The sequence below is a fragment of the Streptomyces sp. NPDC049627 genome, assembly GCF_044465645.1.
Classification (GTDB): Bacteria; Actinomycetota; Actinomycetes; order Streptomycetales; family Streptomycetaceae; genus Streptomyces.
In genome coordinates, this window is sequence record NZ_JBITLW010000013.1 from 43,818 (window position 1) to 61,318 (window position 17,501).

The 17,501-nt window shown below is 71.2% G+C and carries 16 protein-coding genes; 12 read left to right on the plus strand and 4 right to left on the minus strand.

The window, feature by feature from the left end; translation table 11 throughout:
* Window positions 1-12: 12 nt before the first annotated feature.
* Window positions 13-1,191: an ROK family protein gene (locus tag ACIBU0_RS31800; protein ID WP_398825324.1), complete on the minus strand. Its 1,179-nt coding sequence runs from the start codon at window positions 1,189-1,191 to the stop codon at window positions 13-15.
* Between the two features lie 211 nt (window positions 1,192-1,402).
* Between ACIBU0_RS31800 and ACIBU0_RS31805 the strand changes: the two genes are divergently transcribed.
* The 8 genes from ACIBU0_RS31805 to ACIBU0_RS31840 all read left to right on the plus strand — a co-directional run bounded on the left by ACIBU0_RS31805 (window position 1,403) and on the right by ACIBU0_RS31840 (window position 10,830).
* Window positions 1,403-2,650, plus strand: coding sequence for a serine hydrolase domain-containing protein (locus ACIBU0_RS31805; protein ID WP_398825327.1), 1,248 nt, complete (start codon window positions 1,403-1,405; stop codon window positions 2,648-2,650).
* A gap of 210 nt (window positions 2,651-2,860) precedes the next feature.
* Window positions 2,861-3,538, plus strand: coding sequence for an AIM24 family protein (locus tag ACIBU0_RS31810; protein ID WP_398825329.1), 678 nt, complete (start codon window positions 2,861-2,863; stop codon window positions 3,536-3,538).
* A gap of 198 nt (window positions 3,539-3,736) precedes the next feature.
* Entirely contained in the window at window positions 3,737-4,801 is a 1,065-nt protein-coding gene (locus tag ACIBU0_RS31815) for a tetratricopeptide repeat protein (protein ID WP_398825331.1), read from the plus strand.
* Window positions 4,798-5,868, plus strand: a complete 1,071-nt coding sequence (locus tag ACIBU0_RS31820; RefSeq protein WP_398825333.1) for a polyprenyl synthetase family protein — start codon at window positions 4,798-4,800, stop codon at window positions 5,866-5,868. The genes ACIBU0_RS31815 and ACIBU0_RS31820 overlap by 4 nt, the downstream gene beginning before the upstream one ends.
* 39 nt (window positions 5,869-5,907) lie before the next feature.
* A complete protein-coding gene (locus ACIBU0_RS31825; RefSeq protein ID WP_398825335.1) occupies window positions 5,908-6,867 on the plus strand; it encodes a threonine/serine dehydratase in 960 nt (319 codons plus the stop codon).
* 156 nt (window positions 6,868-7,023) lie between these two features.
* Window positions 7,024-8,634: a serine/threonine protein kinase gene (locus ACIBU0_RS31830; protein ID WP_398825337.1), complete on the plus strand. Its 1,611-nt coding sequence runs from the start codon at window positions 7,024-7,026 to the stop codon at window positions 8,632-8,634.
* Between the two features lie 58 nt (window positions 8,635-8,692).
* Window positions 8,693-9,664 (plus strand): LLM class F420-dependent oxidoreductase, encoded by a 972-nt coding sequence (locus ACIBU0_RS31835; protein ID WP_398825925.1) that lies wholly within the window; start codon window positions 8,693-8,695, stop codon window positions 9,662-9,664.
* A 146-nt stretch (window positions 9,665-9,810) separates the two neighbouring features.
* A complete protein-coding gene (locus ACIBU0_RS31840) occupies window positions 9,811-10,830 on the plus strand; it encodes a hypothetical protein (protein WP_398825339.1) in 1,020 nt (339 codons plus the stop codon).
* On the opposite strand, the gene ACIBU0_RS31845 is transcribed toward ACIBU0_RS31840, so the two are convergent.
* Window positions 10,818-11,300, minus strand: a complete 483-nt coding sequence (locus ACIBU0_RS31845) for a DUF6328 family protein (protein ID WP_398825341.1) — start codon at window positions 11,298-11,300, stop codon at window positions 10,818-10,820. The two genes, ACIBU0_RS31840 and ACIBU0_RS31845, sit on opposite strands and share 13 nt — an antisense overlap.
* An 85-nt stretch (window positions 11,301-11,385) precedes the next feature.
* Window positions 11,386-12,369: an aldo/keto reductase gene (locus tag ACIBU0_RS31850; RefSeq protein WP_398825343.1), complete on the minus strand. Its 984-nt coding sequence runs from the start codon at window positions 12,367-12,369 to the stop codon at window positions 11,386-11,388.
* 137 nt (window positions 12,370-12,506) lie between these two features.
* Between ACIBU0_RS31850 and ACIBU0_RS31855 the strand changes: the two genes are divergently transcribed.
* Window positions 12,507-14,198: a cholesterol oxidase substrate-binding domain-containing protein gene (locus tag ACIBU0_RS31855; RefSeq protein WP_398825345.1), complete on the plus strand. Its 1,692-nt coding sequence runs from the start codon at window positions 12,507-12,509 to the stop codon at window positions 14,196-14,198.
* Between the two features lie 7 nt (window positions 14,199-14,205).
* On the opposite strand, the gene ACIBU0_RS31860 is transcribed toward ACIBU0_RS31855, so the two are convergent.
* The gene (locus tag ACIBU0_RS31860; protein ID WP_398825347.1) at window positions 14,206-15,417 is read right to left on the minus strand and encodes an FAD-dependent monooxygenase; all 1,212 of its coding nucleotides are present in this window, start codon (window positions 15,415-15,417) and stop codon (window positions 14,206-14,208) included.
* 341 nt (window positions 15,418-15,758) lie between these two features.
* On the opposite strand from ACIBU0_RS31860, the gene ACIBU0_RS31865 reads away from it, so the two are divergent.
* Genes ACIBU0_RS31865 through ACIBU0_RS31875 form a run of 3 tightly spaced genes read left to right on the plus strand, consistent with a single transcriptional unit; the run spans window position 15,759 to window position 17,478 of the window.
* Window positions 15,759-16,154: a tyrosinase cofactor gene (locus ACIBU0_RS31865; protein WP_398825349.1), complete on the plus strand. Its 396-nt coding sequence runs from the start codon at window positions 15,759-15,761 to the stop codon at window positions 16,152-16,154.
* Window positions 16,155-16,188: 34 nt separating this feature from the next.
* Window positions 16,189-17,013 carry a tyrosinase family protein gene (locus ACIBU0_RS31870; protein ID WP_398825351.1) on the plus strand — a complete coding sequence of 275 codons (825 nt, stop codon included), beginning with the start codon at window positions 16,189-16,191 and terminating at the stop codon, window positions 17,011-17,013.
* Window positions 17,014-17,070: 57 nt separating this feature from the next.
* Window positions 17,071-17,478: a DUF3224 domain-containing protein gene (locus ACIBU0_RS31875; protein WP_398825353.1), complete on the plus strand. Its 408-nt coding sequence runs from the start codon at window positions 17,071-17,073 to the stop codon at window positions 17,476-17,478.
* Window positions 17,479-17,501: the final 23 nt, after the last annotated feature.

Below are 17,501 nucleotides of genomic sequence, written 5' to 3' on the forward strand. Positions count from 1 at the left end.
GGTCCAGCGGCTCTAGCGCTGGTCGTCGGCTCTGATGAAGGACTGGATCGCGGTGGCCGCGGCCCCGCGCGCCCACTCCTCGAAGGGCAGGGGGCGGGTCTGTACGTCGCACCGGGCGGCGGAGCCGAACGCGGCCGCGGCGAGGGCGTCGCGGATCTGTTCGGCGAACAGGTCGTAGGCGGCGAGGCCCTCACCGGAGATGATCACGCGTTCGGGGCCGAGCAGGTTGGCCACGGTGGCGATGCCGCGGCCGATCGCCTCACCCGCGCGCGCGTAGGCCTCGCGTGCTCCGGCGACGCCGCGGTGGGCGAGGGCCACGGCGTCCGCCGTGTCGGTGACCTCGACACCCGTGGTCTCGCGGATCCGCCGGAGGATGGCGGCGTCCCCCGCGATCGCCTCCACACAGCCGCGGTTGCCGCAGTGGCAGGGCGGTCCGGCCGGGTCGACGGTCACATGCCCGATCTCCCCCGCCACGCCGTGCGCGCCGGCGACCACGCGGCCGTGCACCACGAGGCCGCAGCCGATGCCCGCGCCCACCGTCACCACGGCGAAGTCGGACAGCCCCACGCCCGCGCCGAACCACTGCTCGGCGACGGTGAGGGCGCGTACGTCGTTGTCGACGGTGACCGGCAACCCGGTGATCGTGGCGGCGAGTTCGGCGAGGGGCACGTCCCGCCACTCCAGGAACGGCGAGTAGCGGACGATTCCCGCACCTCGGTCGACGTCCCCGGAGACGGCGATACCGAGACCGAGGACCGGCACGCCCAGCTCGCCTGCGGCCGCGAGCAGTTCGCCCACCAGCTCGGCGACCGAGGCCAGCACGCCCTTCGGTGCACGATCCACGAGCCGTGCGTGGCGGGCGACCCGGATCCGGCAGCACAGGTCGGTGAGCACGCCGATGATCTCGTCGCCGGTCGCCTTGAGGCCGATGAACAGGGCCCGGCCGCCGTCCACCCGCACCGGGTTGGCGGGGCGGCCGAGCGCCGGGCGCGCCTGCTCGTCCACGTCCTCCACCAGGTAACCGGCCTCGATGAGGGGCCGGACCGCCTTGGTGACGGCGGCCGGTGACAGTCCCGCCCGCCGGGCCGCCTCCAGACGGGTCAGCGGTCCGTGGGAGAGGACCGTGGTGAAGATCTGCGAGGCGGCCGGCGTGTTCGCCGGGAACGTCTCGGTGCGGCGGATCGAGGGCATGCCCGGAACCTAGAGCCCTTATTTTCCGCCGTCAATAAAAGAAGCAGGATTCGGTCGGGAGTTCCATGGCGGTGATCGCGACTGCCCAACTGTGCGGCGCCTGTGGGGATGTGACGGTCTGTGGCGATGTGACGGGGTGCGGGAAGTTGCTCCGGTCGAAGCTGATCGTTCTCGTATCAGCAGCACATCGACGCAGATGAGAGGAAACCGGATGGTCTCAGCAACGGTGGTCCGAGGTACGGCGGTGGCGGCGGCTCTCGTGTCGCTCCTGGCGGTTCCCGCACACGCCGCGCCCCCGGCCGCACCCGGCACCACGACGGCCGGCGTCGCGACGGGCGGGCTGCCCGAACCCGACGTCACGGGACTGTGGCAGGTCCTGCGCACGGCACGACGGCAGGGTGCTCCCGGCGCGATCGCACGGCTCGACGACGGCGACACGGTCCGCTGGGCGGCCACCGGTGTCGCCGACCGCCGGACCGGACGGACCATCAGCAACGCCGACCGGTTCCGCATCGGCAGCGTCACCAAGGTCTTCTCGGCCGTCGTCCTGCTGCAACTGGCCGACGAGAAGAAGCTGCAGCTCGACGCCCCCGTCAACCGCTATCTGCCGGGGCTGCTGCCCGACGACCGCATCACGGTGCGGCATGTGCTGAGCCACCGCAGCGGCCTGCACGACTACACCGACGAGATGTTCGCGCGGACGGTTCCCGGCTTCGAGGCGGTCCGCAAGAAGGTCTTCACCTACCGGCAGCTGGTGGACCGCTCCCTGGCCAAGCCCCGGACCACGGAGCCCGGCGGGGCGTACTCCTACTCCAACACCAACTTCGTCGTCGCCGGCATGCTCATCGAGAAGCTGACCGGCCACTTCGTACGGACCGAGTACGAGAACCGGATCATCGAGCCGCTGCACCTGCGCGACACCCTCTATGTGCATCCCGGCACGAAGGTCCCCGGCCGGCACGCCCGCGGCTATCTGACCCCGGACACGGCCGGCGCGACGCTCGTCGACTCCACCGAGCAGACGGTCTCCTGGGCGCAGAGCGCGGGCGCGCTCATCTCCAGCACGCGGGACCTCAACACCTTCCTGTCCGCTCTGCTCGGCGGCCGGCTGACTTCGCGGGCGCAGCTGGCCCAGATGCAGCGGTGGGTACCGGCGGGCGGCTCGCAGGCGTACGGGCTCGGGCTGCGACGCCGCGATCTGTCGTGCGGGATCTCCGTGTACGGCCACACGGGCGCCGTCCAGGGCTACTACACCTACGCGTTCGCGTCGAAGGACGGCGAGCGCAGCCTCGCCGCGCTCGCCAACACCTCCAACAACGGCACGGTCCTCAACTCCATGCTGGGCACGCTGGAGTCCGCGTTCTGTGGCAAGAAGGCGAAGGCGCTCAAGGGTTCGGGGCCCGTCGAACGCCATGAGGACATCGCGCCGGGGAGCCTCGTGCGTCCGAAGGCACCCTGAGCGCACACGTCGGGCGGGAACCCGCGCGATCCGGTGGACGTTTTCCGGACATCCCCACCGGATCCCGAGGCACCCACCAGGACGGCGCGATGAGCGAGTTGGTTCCCGGGGGCCAGGACGGCGGCACGCCCAGTGCGACCGATTCGGATCTCCGGGCGGAGACACGCCGCGATCTGGTCGGAACGGGACCGTCCGGGACAGGATGCCCGCATGAAGGGTGACCTCTTTTCCAGCGAGCACATGGTCCAGCCCGCCACGGCGCCGGGCATGACGATCGAGAACGCCAAGTGCATCAAGTACGCGGTGAACGGCGAGATGCACGCCCGGCAGGGCGCGATGGTGGCCTACCGCGGCAACCTCCAGTTCGAACGCAAGGGCCAGGGCGTGGGCGGCATGCTCAAGCGGGCCATGACCGGCGAGGGGTTGCCGCTGATGGCGGTGCGCGGGCAGGGCGAGGCCTGGTTCGCGCACGAGGCGCAGAACTGCTTCATCGTCGACGTCGACCCCGGCGACGAGTTCACCGTCAACGGCCGCAACGTCCTGTGTTTCGACGCCTCGTTGTCGTACCGGATAGCGACGGTGAAGGGCGCGGGCATCGCCGGCGGCGGCCTGTTCAACAGCGTCTTCACGGGACAGGGGCGGCTGGGCCTGGTGTGTGAGGGCAACCCCCTGGTCATCCCGGTCTCGCCGCAGTACCCGGTGTACGTCGACACCGACGCGGTGGTCGGCTGGACCGCCGGGCTGCAGACGTCGCTGCACCGGTCGCAGTCCCTCGGCTCGATGCTGCGCGGCGGCTCCGGGGAGGCCGTGCAGCTGATGCTGCAGGGTCAGGGCTATGTCGTCGTACGGCCCAGTGAAGCGACCCCGCAGAAGGCCCAGCAGCACTGACCGTCCCCGGAAGTGATCTGCGCCTCACGGGCAACCCTCTCTGTCGTGTCGGCGTCTTGATCGACAACAGGTGACGCCCTGGCCCCTGGGCCAGGGCGGCTTTTCGACGCTCTATACACGCCATGTATACCCAGAGCGTATACACCACGCGTATACGCCACATGTATACACCGCGTGTATATGTACCGAGAGGGATCGATGTACGGCAAGGCATTCGCCCCCGAATACCAGGGCGCCCTGACCACACTGTCCGTCAACTCGTCGCTCACCGACGTGCTGGCCGCGGGCACCGAGCAGTTGCGGGCGGCCGAGCGGGCCGGGGAACACGGTGAGGTGGCGCGCTCGGGCCTCGCGGTCGCCGAGGCGCACCGCCGGCTGGGGCAGGTCGGGGACGCCGACCGGGCGTGGAAGGCGAGCTACCGCGCCGCCCGGGAGGCCGGTGACACCGCGGCGATGGCCTGGGCCCTGTGGAGCGGCGGCACGCTGGCCCGGCAGCGCGGCGCGTTCGCGCTGGCCCGGCGGCTGCTCCAGCTCGCGGCCGACCTCGGCGAGCGCGGCGGCGACATCGTCGTGCGCGGCTACTCGCTGGCTGGTCTCGCGGAGACGGGCCGCATCCAGGGCGACTACGAGGCCGTCCGCCGGCTGCACGAGCAGCTGCTGGCCGAGGCCCGGCGGCGCGGCGAGGCACGGCACACCGTGTGGGCACTGGAGGGCATCGCCCAGATCCACCGCAACACCGGGTCCTACGACACCGCGTACGCCCTGTTCGAGGAGGCCGCCGAGATCGCCGCGCGGGCCGACGACCGGCGTGGCCACGCCTGGGCGCTGCGCGGGCTCGCCGACATCGTCTCCGTGCGCGACGGCGACACCGAGCGGGCACTGGCCCTGCTGTCCGAGGCGGAGACCACGTGCCGGACGATGAAGCTGTCCAGCGCACTGGCCTACAACCACAAGATGCGCGGCAACGTCCTCTACCGCGCGGGACGTTACGCCCAGGCCCGTGCCATGTACGAGCAGGCGCTCGCGGAGTTCCGCGCCATGAGCGAGCCGCGCGGGGAGGCGCTGTCCCGGCTGGGGCTGGTCAAGTCGCGGGCCCGACTGGGACGCGACCGTGCGCAGACCGGGGACGAACTGGCCGAGCTGGCCGTGGAGTTGGAGCGGATAGGGCTGCGGCACGCGCGGGAGATGGTGGCGCGGGCGCAGGAGGAGTTCGGCGTAGCGGACGGTGCTCCGCAGGGCGCCGGGACGGTGGTCGTACGGTGACGGCGTTCCCTTCGGCGGTCCGGACTCCGCACGACGCCCACCGGGACCCCTCGACCACGCCGGCTCCGCCCGACGCCCGCCAAGTCCTCGGCCGCTGCCGCGCCTTGGTGCGGCCCGCGCTGCGGGAAGCCGTGGGGCGCACCCATCCGTGGGTCGGTGAGATGGCCGGGTACTCCTTCGGCTGGTGCGAGGTGGGCGGCGCACCGGCCGACGCCTCCGGCGGCAAGGGCGTACGGCAGGCGCTGGCCGTGCTCGGCGCCGAGGCGGCCGGTGCGCCCGGGCGGGTGGCGGTGCCCGGGGCGGTCGCGGTGGAGCTGGTGCACGCCTTCTCGCTGCTGCACGACGACATCATGGACGGCGACACGGCCCGCCGGCGCCGCCCCACCGTGTGGAAGGCGTACGGCACGGGGCCCGCCGTACTCGCGGGGGACGCGCTGTTCGCGCTGGCCGTCGAGACGCTCGCGGTGGCACCGGCAGGTCCGCAGGCGGTGCGGCTGCTGTCCGTGGCGTTGCAGGACCTGGTGCGCGGACAGGCGGACGACCTGCTGTTCGCCACGCGTCCCTGGACGGGGCCGGAGCGGGTGCGGCCGGACGAGTACCGGACGATGGCCGAGCACAAGACGGGCGCCCTGCTGGGCTGTGCGGCCGCGCTGGGCGCTCTGCTGGGCGGTGCGCCGCCCGCCACCGTCTCCGCCCTCGACCGTGCGGGACGGCATCTGGGCGTCGCCTTCCAGGTCGTGGACGATCTGCTGGGCATCTGGGGTGACCCGGCGATGACCGGGAAACCGGTGTACGGCGATCTGCGGGAGCGGAAGAAGACGTTCCCTGTGCTGGCCGCGCTCGACTCCCCCGCCGCCGGCCGGCTCTCCGCACTGCTGGAGTCGGACGCCGCACCGGGCGAGGTGGCCGCACTGATCGAGGAGTCGGGAGGCCGCTCGGCCGCGCTGGCCGAGGCGCGGCGCCAGGTGACGGCCGCTGAGGGCGCTCTGGCCGGCGTACCGTTGGAGGCGGGGGCCGCCGAGGAGCTGCGGTCGCTGCTGGACTTCCTCGTGCGGCGCGACCTGTGAAAGCGTGGATCACCGCCCCACGCCGGAAAGGTGACTGCCTTGATCGGGATCTCGGACGTCGAAGCCGCGGCCGGCCTCATCGCCGGACACGTCGTGCACACCCCGACCGTCCCCAGCCCCGGCCTGTCGGCCCTGCTCGGCGTGCCGGTCACGGCGAAGCTGGAACTTCTCCAGCGCACCGGCTCGTTCAAGGCCCGCGGGGCGACGGCGAAGCTGCTGTCGCTGAGCGACGCGCAGCGTGCCGCCGGGGTCGTGGCGGTCAGTGGCGGCAACCACGGCATCGCCCTGGCGATGACGGCCGCCGCCCTCGATGTGAAGGCCACCGTGGTGATGCCCCGTTCGGCGCCCGCCCGTGCCGTCGAGATCGCCCGGGACGCCGGAGCCTCGGTGCGGCTGACGGACGACATGGACGGCGCGTTCTCCCTCGTCACGAGGTTGCGCGACGAGGGACTGACGCTCGTCCACCCCTTCGACGACCCCCTGGTCATCGCCGGTCAGGGCACCGTCGGGCTGGAGCTCGCCGAAGACGCCGGTGACCTCACGGACGTCCTGGTCAGCGTCGGGGGCGGCGGGCTCGTGGCCGGTGTCGCGGTGGCGCTGCGGGCGCGCCGGCCGGGCGTGCGGATCTGGGGCGTGGAGACCGAGGGCGCCGAGGCCATGTCCGAGGCGCTCGCCGCGGGCGGCCCGGTGCCGGTGGCGCTGTCGTCGATCGTGTCCACACTGAGCGCACCGAGCGTGTCCCGGCTGACGTACGACCATGTGTCCGCCCTGGTCGACGAGGTGCTCGTGGTTCCGGACCGGGAGGCGGTGCAGGGGGTGCTCGACCTGGCCGAACACGCCAAGGTGTGGACCGAGCCGGCCGCCGGCTGTCTGCTGCCCGCGGCCCGGCGGGTTCTGGAGCGGGTCGGCCCTGGCGCCCGGCTCGGGCTGGTGGTGTGCGGAGGCAACGCGACGACCTCGGACGTGCTGCGCTGGGCGGCGGATTTCGGTCTTCGATGAAGCATTCCGGCCCAATTCCCTTAACTTTTTCCCAGCTTACTCGCGCGTAAGAAGCAAGGGAAAGGAAGCGCGCTTTAGTTGAGGATTTCGTTGAACGCTTCCCGTCTCATCTCTCGTACTTCTTGGGGGAAATGAGAGCCAGCGGTTCAGCGAGGGATGGCCATGGTCAAGGCGCGCGTCTCCACAGCCGAGTTGGTCGCCGGAAGGTATCGGCTCGTCGATGTCGTGCATCGCGAGACGAACCGCGTCAGTTACTACGGCGAGGACACGGAAACCGAACACCCGTGCCTCCTCAGTCAGATCGGCCTTCCCGAGGATCCCGGCCAGGAGGACCGGCGCCGGGCGACCTCACGGATCCTGCGGACGTCGGAACGGATGGGGCTGTTGCGTCCGGGCCGGGTCGCCACCGTCCTGGACGCCGTCGAGGAGTCCGGCAGTCTGTGGATCGTCACCGAGTGGATCGACGGCATCCCCTTGGGTGAACTCCTCACCCAGCAGGGAACCTTCAACTATGTGCGGGCCGCCCGCATCGGCCTCGAACTGCTGGACGTGCTGGAGGCGGCGCATGTCGCGGGCATCACGCACGGCGAGCTGAGCCCTGGCCAGGTGTTCGTGCGCGACGACGGCTCCGTCGTCGTCACCGGCTTCGGGCTGGCCGGCGCGACCCTCGCGCCCCGGGTCGCCGCACCGTCGTACGCGTCCCCGGAACAGGCCCGGGACGAGCGCATCGGGCCGGCGTCCGATCTGTGGGCGCTCGGCGCGATCCTCTACACCATGGTCGAGGGGCGTCCGCCGTACCGCGAACGGGACCGGCCCGAGGCCACGTTGAAGGGGGTGGACCGGCTGCCGCTGCGCGCCCCGGTGCGTGCCGGGCCGCTCACCCAGGCCGTACAGGGGCTGCTGCGCAAGGACTCACGGGAGCGCCTGAGCAGACCCGTGGTCCGCGACGCCTTCGTTCGTGTCCTGAACGAGGACCCCGAGACGTCCGCGCAGGCGACGCCCCACCCCCGCCTGCGCGGTCTGTACGCCGTGGGCCCGGGCTGGAGCAGACGCGCCATGGTCGCCGGCACCGCCCTCGCCGTGGTCACGGTCGCGGCCGCCGTCCTGGTGGTGACCAACGGCCGGCCGGACGACTCGGACGCGTCGGCAGCCGGTACGGCGCCCAGTCCGTCGGCCTCCGCCGAGGCACCGACCGTCCCGTCCCCCACTCCGACTCCCACCTCGTCCCCTTCGCAGAGCGCGACTTCTCGGGAAGCGACGGATTCAGGGACGCCCACCGCTTCCCCCTCGGCCAGGTCCCTGCCTGCGGGCTACCGGACATACACGTCACCCGAGGGCTTCTCCGTCGCCCTGCCCGAGGGCTGGCAGCCGCTGCGCACCCAGCGTGCCTCGGACCTGGCGTACCGCGTCTTCTTCACGGCCGACGACGATCCGCGCACCCTGGCGATCACCTACAGCACGGCCGTGGGTCCGGACCCCGTCGCCGTGTGGCGCGACGACGTCCAGCCCGGTCTGGAGCAGCGGGGCGGGTTCCGGCGGATCGGCGAGATCGAGGCGACCACGTACCAGGGGTACAAGGCCGCCGACATGGAATGGCTCTCGGAGAAGGACGGCACCCGTCTGCGCACCTTCGGCCGCGGCTTCATCATCGGCGATCACCGCGGCTATTCGTTGCGCTGGACGGCCCCGGAGGCCGACTGGGACGCCCCTGAGAACCAACAGGCCCTGGACGTCTTCCTGCGGACTTTCCGGGTGCCGAAGGGGTGATCAGGCGCCGCCCCGTCCGTCCCGTTTCCGTCACCCGGTGTCCGGGGACTCGGCCCGCATGGTGCAGATCGGATACACGATGATGACCGAGCAGGCCGGCCCCCGTGAGCTGGTGGACCACCTGGTCCGCGCCGAGGAGGCGGGCTTCGACTTCTCCGTGACCTCGGACCACTACTTTCCGTGGCTGCGCTCGCAGGGTCACTCGCCGTACGCGTGGAGTGTGCTGGGCGCGGCCGCCCAGGCCACGTCGCGGATTCCGCTGATGACGTACGTGACGTGTCCGACGGTCCGCTACCACCCGGCGGTGGTGGCACAGAAGGCGGCCACGATGCAACTGCTGTCCGAGGGCAGGTTCCGGCTGGGGCTCGGCTCCGGGGAGAACCTCAACGAGCATGTCGTCGGCGGCGGTTGGCCGCCGGTGGATGTGCGGCACGAGATGCTCCAGGAGGCGGTGGAGATCATCCGTGCGCTCTTCAGGGGCGGCCATGTGAACCATCGCGGCACGCACTTCGACGTGGAGTCGGCCCGCCTGTGGGACCTGCCGGACCAGCCGCCGCCCATCGGCATCGCGGTCTCCGGGGAGCAGTCCTGCGAGCTGGCGGGCAGGCTCGGCGACCTGGTGATCGCCACGGAGCCCGAGGCGGGCCTGCTGGAGGCGTTCGACCGGCACGGCGGCGCGGGCAAGCCCCGGGTGGGGCAGCTGCCGGTGTGCCACGACTCCGACCGCGAGACCGCGATCAAGCGCGCCCACTCCCAGTTCCGCTGGTTCGGCGGCGGCTGGAAGGTGAACTCCGAGCTGCCGCACCCGGACTCCTTCGAGGCGGCGACGCAGTTCGTGACCCAGGACGACGTCGCCGACTCCATCCCGTGCGGCGACGACCCGGACGCCTTCGTCGAGGCCGTGCGCCCGTACGCCGAGGCCGGGTTCGACGAGATCGCCCTGGTGCAGATCGGGGGCGAGGCGCAGCTGCCGTATCTCGACTGGGCGGAGAAGACACTGCTGCCCGCGCTGCGGGACGCTTTCGGCTGACCGCACGCGCGCCACCACGGCGCCGGGCGGCACCGGAGTCGCCCCCCCCGGCGGCCCCCGGAGTCCGACCGAAGGCGGTCCCCGGGTGCCATAGGCTGCTGGTCTGCATTTTCGCTGTCCGAGCAGCCCGTACAGGAGAGTCATCCGTGAGCCTGGCGACCGTCCCGTCCGAGACGTCCCCCGTGCCCTTGTCCGACCTCGTCGCGCGTGACGCGCGGGAGTTCGGGGTCTATGCCCGGACCGGCGGATGGGCCTTCGGCCTGATGGTGGCGCGCAGCGTGCGGCCCGGCGGCCAGAGCGCGGGCGAGACGGCGAAGGTGTCGGCGAAGGAGTTCGCCGAACTCGCCGGGTGCTCCCCGGAGCGAGTCATGCGCTACTACAAGGCCTGGGACCGGGCCGCCGACGACGGCCTGGTCCCGCACTTCGAGGCGCTCGCGCCGGGCCAGGAGGTCGAGCTGCCGGACGCCGACGTGTGGCTCAGCTACTACGTCTCCCGCAATAGCGCCACCTCAGAGCGCGGCACCGCCATCGCCGAGGCAGCCGAGGCCGAGGGCATCCGCCCGACGAAGGCCCTGGAGGTCGCCGAGAACCCCACCGCGCTGCGCGCCGCGATCCTCGCCGACCCCTCGACCGCCCGCGCGGCCCGCCAGGCCCTCCTGGACCGGGTTCGCGAGGATCCCGAGCTGCAGGCCGAGTTGGCGCGGGACGTGGTCCGCACCGAGGAGCTGAAGAAGGCCGTGGCCGGCGAGAGCCGGGCGGCCGACCGGATCGGTTACGTCCGCCAGATCGCCGAGTCCGGCCGGATCAGGACCCCGGCCGGGCAGACCGTCGACGCGCCCGTCGACCTGCGTCAGGAGGCCGAGCGGCACCTGTCGCTCATCGAGGAGCTGGACGCCGACGAGGACAGCGGCGAGTGGGCGAGCGAGGCCTACGACACCATGAAGTCCCTCGTCGTCGAGGCCGTGGAGGCCGACCCCGAGCTGCGGGTGCAGGAGCGGCGGACCAAGTTCTACAGCAGCCTGCAGCGGGCGACGAAGGTCTTCGAGGAACTGACCTTCGACGATGTGCAGGAGTTCGTCGAGGACGACATGGTCGAGCAGCTGGAGGAGCTCCAGCAGGCCATCGCCACCTGCATCGCGGCGCTGCGCTCCACTCACTCTGTGTAGCGGCGGCGGGTCCACAGCGGCAGGACGAACCAGCACAGGAGGTACCAGGCGACCACGCCCGCGACCAGCCAGGGGACATAGCCGTCGCCGGTGGCGACCCGAAGGATCAGCAGGAGCGAGGACGTCATCGTGACGAGGAGCAGGACCAGACCGACGAAGGTCAGCCGGGAGGCCCACTCCACGGCTTGTGGTTTGATGCGCCGCCCGGACACCAGGCGGTGCAGGGACACGGGACCGATCAGGGCGCCGGTGGCGGCGGCGCCCAGGACGACCGTCACCAGGTAGATGGTCTGCTCCGTGGAGTCCAGGCGGTCGTATTTCGGCGTGAACACGACGGTGAGCAGGAATCCGAACAGGATCTGCACGCCCATCTGGGCCACGCGTACCTCCTGGAGGAGCTCACCCCACATCCGGTCCGCTCGCTCGTCCTCGGTCTCGTCGCGTCCCCTCCGCCTGACTGCCTCCACCATGCGGTCCGGGTAACCGGCCGGTGATCGTTCAAACAGGCAGGGCGGCCAGGAGCGGCCGCTCGGCCGCTCCTGGAGCCGGGTGGATCTACCAGCGGCCCTCGACCTGCTTCTTGATCCGCCGGTCGTAGAGGTCCCGGATCGCGGTGAGCGTGGCCTCGGACAGCTCCGGCAGCGTGGCGGCGGCCGCGTTCGCGCGGGCCTGCTCCGGCGAGCGGGCGCCCGGGATCACCGTGGTCACACCCGGCTGCTGGATGATCCAGCGCAGCGCGAGCTGGGCCGGGGTGAACCCCTCGGGGGCGAGGGCGGTGAACTCGGCGGCGGCCTCGACGCCGGTCGTGTAGTCCACACCGGAGAAGGTCTCCCCCACGTCGAAGGACTCGCCGTGCCGGTTGTAGGTGCGGTGGTCGTTCGCGGGGAAGACGGTGTCCTTGGTGTACTTGCCCGACAGCAGGCCGGAGGCCAGCGGCACGCGGGCGATGATGCCGACGCCCGCCTCCCGGGCGGCGGGCAGCACCTCGCGCAGCGGCTTCATGCGGAACGGGTTGAGGATGATCTGCACGCTGGCCACACCCGGCCGGGCGATCGCGGTCAGCGCCTCCTCGCAGGTCTCCACGCTGACGCCGTACGCCGCGATGCGCTCCTCCTCGACCAGGGTGTCGAGGGCGTCGAACACCTCGTCCGTGGAGTAGACGGGCGTCGGCGGGCAGTGCAGCTGGACCAGGTCGAGGCGGTCCACGCCGAGGTTGCGCCGGGACCGGTCGTTCCAGGAGCGGAAGTTGTCGAGAACGTAGTTCTCGGGGATCTGGTCGACGCGGCGGCCCATCTTGGTCGCCACGAAGATGTCCAGCTCGGGCCTGCCGCGCAGGAAGGTGGCGATGGTCTGCTCACTGCGTCCGTCGCCGTAGACGTCGGCGGTGTCGAAGAAGGTCACCCCCGACTCGACGGCCGCGTCCAGTACCGCCAGGGCTTCCTTTTCGTCGACGTCTCCCCAGTCGGCGCCCAGCTGCCACGTCCCGAGACCGACGACGGATGCCTGCCGGCCCGACCTACCGATTACACGCTCGTCCATGGCGTCAGTGTGTCATTCGTCATGCGCGTGCGCGGAGCCAGCCCCTCCGCCCGGCTGTCTGTGAATCCATCACTCACATAAGTGAATCATTTCGACAGACCGGCGGAACATGTCAAACCGGTCCCTAGCGTGACCCCATGACCGACGCCTTCAGCCGCAGGGGCTTCCTGCGCACCGCTTCCGCCCTCGCCGCCGTACCGACCCTTCTGCCCGCGGATCCGGCCGTCGCGGCACAGGAGTTACCGGACTTCCCGCCCGAAGTGGCCCTGTACCGTTCGGCCTACCGGAACTGGGTCGGCGAGATCACCGCCGACGGACTGTGGGCCTGCGCACCGGCCACCCCGAGCCAGGTGGTCGCCGTCGTCAACTGGGCCCGGCGGCACAGCTGGCGAGTCCGCGCCCGTGGTTCCTCGCACGGCTGGTCACCACTGACCATCACCCAGGGCACACCGCCTGACACACCGGTCCTCCTCGTCGACACCGCCCCTCACCTCACCGGCCTGTCCCTGGAGTCGCCCACCTCCGTACGCGCCGGCACGGGCGTCACCTTGGAGGCCCTCCTCACCTACCTGGAGGAACAGGGTCTCGGCGTCACCGCCGCGCCCGCGCCCGGCAACCTCACCCTCGGCGGCGCCCTGGCCATCGACGCGCACGGCACCGCCGTACCGGCGCGCGACGAACAACGGTTGCCCGGGCACACGTACGGCTCGCTCAGCAATCTCGTGCTGTCCCTGACGGCCGTCGTCTGGGACGAGGCCAGTGGCGCGTACGTGCTGCGGACCTACGACCGCGACGAGGCGGACTGCGCCGCGCTGCTCACCCACCTCGGCCGGTCCCTGATCACCGAGGTCGTGCTGCGTGTGGGCGCCAACAGCAACCTGCGATGCGTCAGCCGTACGGACATCCCGGCCGGTGAGCTCTTCGCCGCGCCGGGCACCGGCGGACGCACACTCGCGAGCTTCCTGGACCGGGCCGGGCGGGTCGAGGCGATCTGGTTCGCCTTCACCGAGTTCCCGTGGCTGAAGGTGTGGAGCGTCTCCCCCACCCGGCCGCTGACCTCGCGGCACGTGACGGCGCCGTACAACTACCCGTTCTCCGACAGCGTTCCGCGTCCGGTGGCGGAGCTCGTCGGGCGCATGGTGTCGGACGGGGCGTGGTATCTGGCGCCCGTGCTCGGCAACGCGCAGTACGACACGGCCGCGCTCGGGCTGGTGGCGACGGTGTCGGCGGACATCTGGGGGCCGTCCAAGAACACCCTGCTGTATCTGCGGCCGACGACGCTGAGGATCGCGACGAACGGCTACGTGCTGCACACCAGCAGGGCTCAAGTACAGCGGGTCCTCGCCGAGTTCACCGCCTTCTACCGGGCGCGGCTCGCGGCGTACGCCGACCGGGGCCGGTTCCCGGTCAACGGCTCGGTGGAGATCCGTGTGACGGGCCTCGACGATCCGGCGGACGTCGGCCTGGAGGGAGCGCGGACACCGCTTCTGTCGGCGCTCCGGCCGCGCGGCGACCGGCCCGAGTGGGACACCGCCGTGTGGCTGAACATCCTGACGTTGCCCGGGACGCCGTACGCGGAGGCGTTCCTGCGCGAGATCGAGCGGTTTGTGCTGCGTACCTTCGACGGCGGGTACGCCATGCCCCGCGTCGAGTGGTCGAAGGGCTGGGCCTACACGGACGGGGCCGCCTGGAGCGACACCGAGGTGCTGGACGCGCTCGTGCCCGGATCCTTCGGTGAGGGCGCGTGGGGACAGGCGTCCGGGGTGCTGGACCGGCTCGACCCCCACGGTGTGTTCGGCAACGCCTTCCTCGACCGGCTGTTCCGGTGAGGCGCGGCTACCTGCGGGACGCCAGCGCCCTGGCGTGCACGGTGCGCGCGACCTTCGGGCCCAGCCAGCGCTTGACGCGGCGCAAGGTCTCCAGCTGCCCGGACGCCCTGTCGATCCGGTAGTACAGCTGGGGCGGCATGTGGGGCAGCAGGGGTGAGTGGCGCTGGCCGAGCAGGGCGAACATCTGGTGCGGGGGCAGACGGAGGTAGCGGGGCAGGCTCTCGTACCACCGGGCGCTGTAGTGGGCCGCGCTCTGGAGGGGCAACAGGGCCTGCTGCCGCTCCCGTTCGTAGCGGGCGAGGGCCTGGGGGAGGGCGGGGTGCTCGTGCAGGGAGCGGGCGAGGGCGATGGCGTCCTCCAGGGCGAGGGTGGTGCCGGCGCCGACGGAGTAGTGCGTGGTGTGGGCGGCGTCGCCGAGCAGGACGAGGTTGCCGCGGTGCCAGGTGCGGTTGGTGAGGGTGCGGAAGGTCCGCCATGGGGCGGTGCCGTCGGCGGACGAGCGGCTGATGAGGGGGTGGCCGTCGAGAGCGTCGGTGAAGAGCTTCTCCAGCAGGGCGAGTCCGTCCGCCTCGTGCGCCGTGTCGAGGCCGAGGCCGGTCCAGGTCTCCGGCGTGCATTCGACGACGCAGGTGCCGGCCTCGGAGCCGTAGCCGTAGCACCAGATCCAGCCGTGGCCGGTCTCGACGAAGGCGAAGGTGAAGGCGTCGAAGACCTTGGTGGTGCCGAGCCAGAGGTAGCGGTTGCGGCCCGTCGTGATCCGTGTGCCGAAGTGGCCGGCGTGCCGGGTGCGCAAGGCACTGTGGACGCCGTCGGCCGCCACGACCAGGTCGGCTGCGGGCAGGCGGTCCGGCGTGATCTCGTGCCCGAACGTCAGGTGTACGCCCAGCGAGCGGGCGCGCCCGGCGAGGATCTCCAGGAGCCGACGGCGGCCGATCCCGAATCCCTGGTCGCCGGGCCGACGGGTCGTCAGGTCCCGGACATGGGCGACGCCTTCGCTCCAGCGGACCGAGTTCTCCTCGATGGCGCGGGCCGTCTCGGGGTCGTGCGCGTGCAGTCGGTCGAGCAGGCCGCGCCAGTAGGTGACGCCCCAGCCGTAGGTGGAGCCCTCCGGGTCGCGCTCGTGGACGGTGATGTCGTGGGACGGGTCCCGCAGTTTCAGCAGGATCGAGAAGTAGAGGCCGGCGGGCCCGCCGCCGATGCAGGCGACCTTCACACACACCCCCGGCTCTTACTCAAATCGGACATTTGACTTCGCAGGGTAACAGGACGAGTGCGCCGTCCCACCGCATTCCGGATCACGCCAGTTTCAGCGAGTGAAGCAGACCACTGACGGCACACCCGCCTGCGAAAGATCACCCGGAACGCGGCCCGCAGGGGAAGGAATTCCCCGTTCCGGTGACTCATGGACACCGCCCACGGCAAGATCATCTTGCTTCAACCTTGCACGACATGTGGCCACTTGTCCGGATCGGAGCCAACCACTCCCGACCGATTTCTCCCGCTCTCGTGCGGCCCGATAGGCATGCGGAGTCGTCAACCGAACGAACCCAGGAGATCCGTATGCCGGAACTCAGCCGTCGCCGTGCCCTCACCGCCGCGGCCGCCCTCGCCACCGCGGCCGCTGTCCAGACCCTCGCCGCCCCCGGCGCGACCGCCGCCGGGCACGACCACCCTTCCCCGGCGTCCTTCGACGAGGTCTACAAGGGCCGCCGGATACAGGGCCGGCCGGTCTCGGGCACCGGTCACGAGCACCACGGCGCCGGCTACGCCGTGTTCGTCGACGGGGTGGAGCTGCATGTGATGCGCAACGCCGACGGCAGCTGGATCAGCGTCGTCAGCCACTACGACCCGGTGCCCACCCCGCGCGCCGCCGCCCGCGCCGCCGTCGACGAGCTGCAGGGCGCAGCCCTCCTCCCGTTCCCCGCGAACACCAACGCCCACGCCCACGCCAACTGACCTGCCGCACGCGCACTTTGGAGCACCCGCGACCATGACCGTCCGTAAGAACCAGGCTCTGCTGACCGCCGACGAGAAGCGCCGATTCGTCGCCGCCGTACTGGAGCTGAAGCGCAGCGGCCGCTACGACGAGTTCGTCACCACGCACAATGCCTTCATCGTCGGCGACACCGACAACGGGGAACGCACCGGCCACCGTTCACCGTCATTCCTGCCCTGGCATCGCAGATTCCTGCTCGAGTTCGAGCGCGCGCTGCAGCAGGTGGATCCCTCGGTCGCGCTGCCGTACTGGGACTGGAGCACCGACCGCTCGATACGGTCCTCCCTGTGGGCTCCCGACTTCCTCGGCGGCACCGGGCGCAGCCTCGACGGCCGGGTGATGGACGGGCCGTTCGCCGCGTCGACCGGCAACTGGCCGATCAATGTGCGCGTCGACGGGCGTACGTTTCTGCGCCGCTCGCTCGGCGCCGCGGTACGGGAGCTGCCGACCCGGGCGGAGGTGGAGTCCGTGCTCGCCATGCCGACGTACGACATGGCGCCCTGGAACAGCGCGTCGGACGGCTTCCGCAACCACCTCGAAGGGTGGCGCGGCGTCAATCTGCACAACCGGGTCCACGTCTGGGTCGGCGGGCAGATGGCGACCGGTGTGTCCCCCAACGACCCGGTGTTCTGGCTGCACCACGCCTACATCGACAAGCTGTGGGCCGACTGGCAGCGCCGCCACCCCGGCTCCGGCTATGTGCCGGCCGCGGGCACGCCGAACGTGGTGGACCTCAACGACACGATGAAGCCGTGGAAGGACGTGCGTCCCGCCGATCTGCTGGACCACACCGCGTACTACACGTTCGACGCGGCCTGAGCTGTTTCTTTCTGTGGTCCAGCCGCGGTTGTCAGACCGCCTCAGTACGGTCAGCGCATGAGAGCCAAGGCAACTTTCACCGTCAAGGCGTTCGTCCCGACTGAGCTGAAGCCCGAGCCTGCTGTGTCCACGGGGCTGCCGGTAGGTGTCGCGACGATGGAGAAACACTTCGAGGGAGAGGTGGTGGGGCGCTCGGCGACCCTGTTCACCGCCGCGTTCGACCAGTCGACCGGCGTCGGCACCTATGTGGCCATGGAGTCATTCGAAGGCTCGCTGCAGGGCCGGGAGGGTTCCTTCAACTTCGTGCACTCGGCGACAACGTCCGGCAGCGACCGCACCGCGGAGTTCTTCACGATCGTGCCTTCAAGCGGCACCGGCGAGCTGGCCGGGATCTCCGGGGCCGGTGGGATGGCCGTTGATGCTGACGGCACGCATCGCATCTGGTTCGACTACGAGCTCGGCTGAACCGCGGGCCTGGCCCAGAGCTG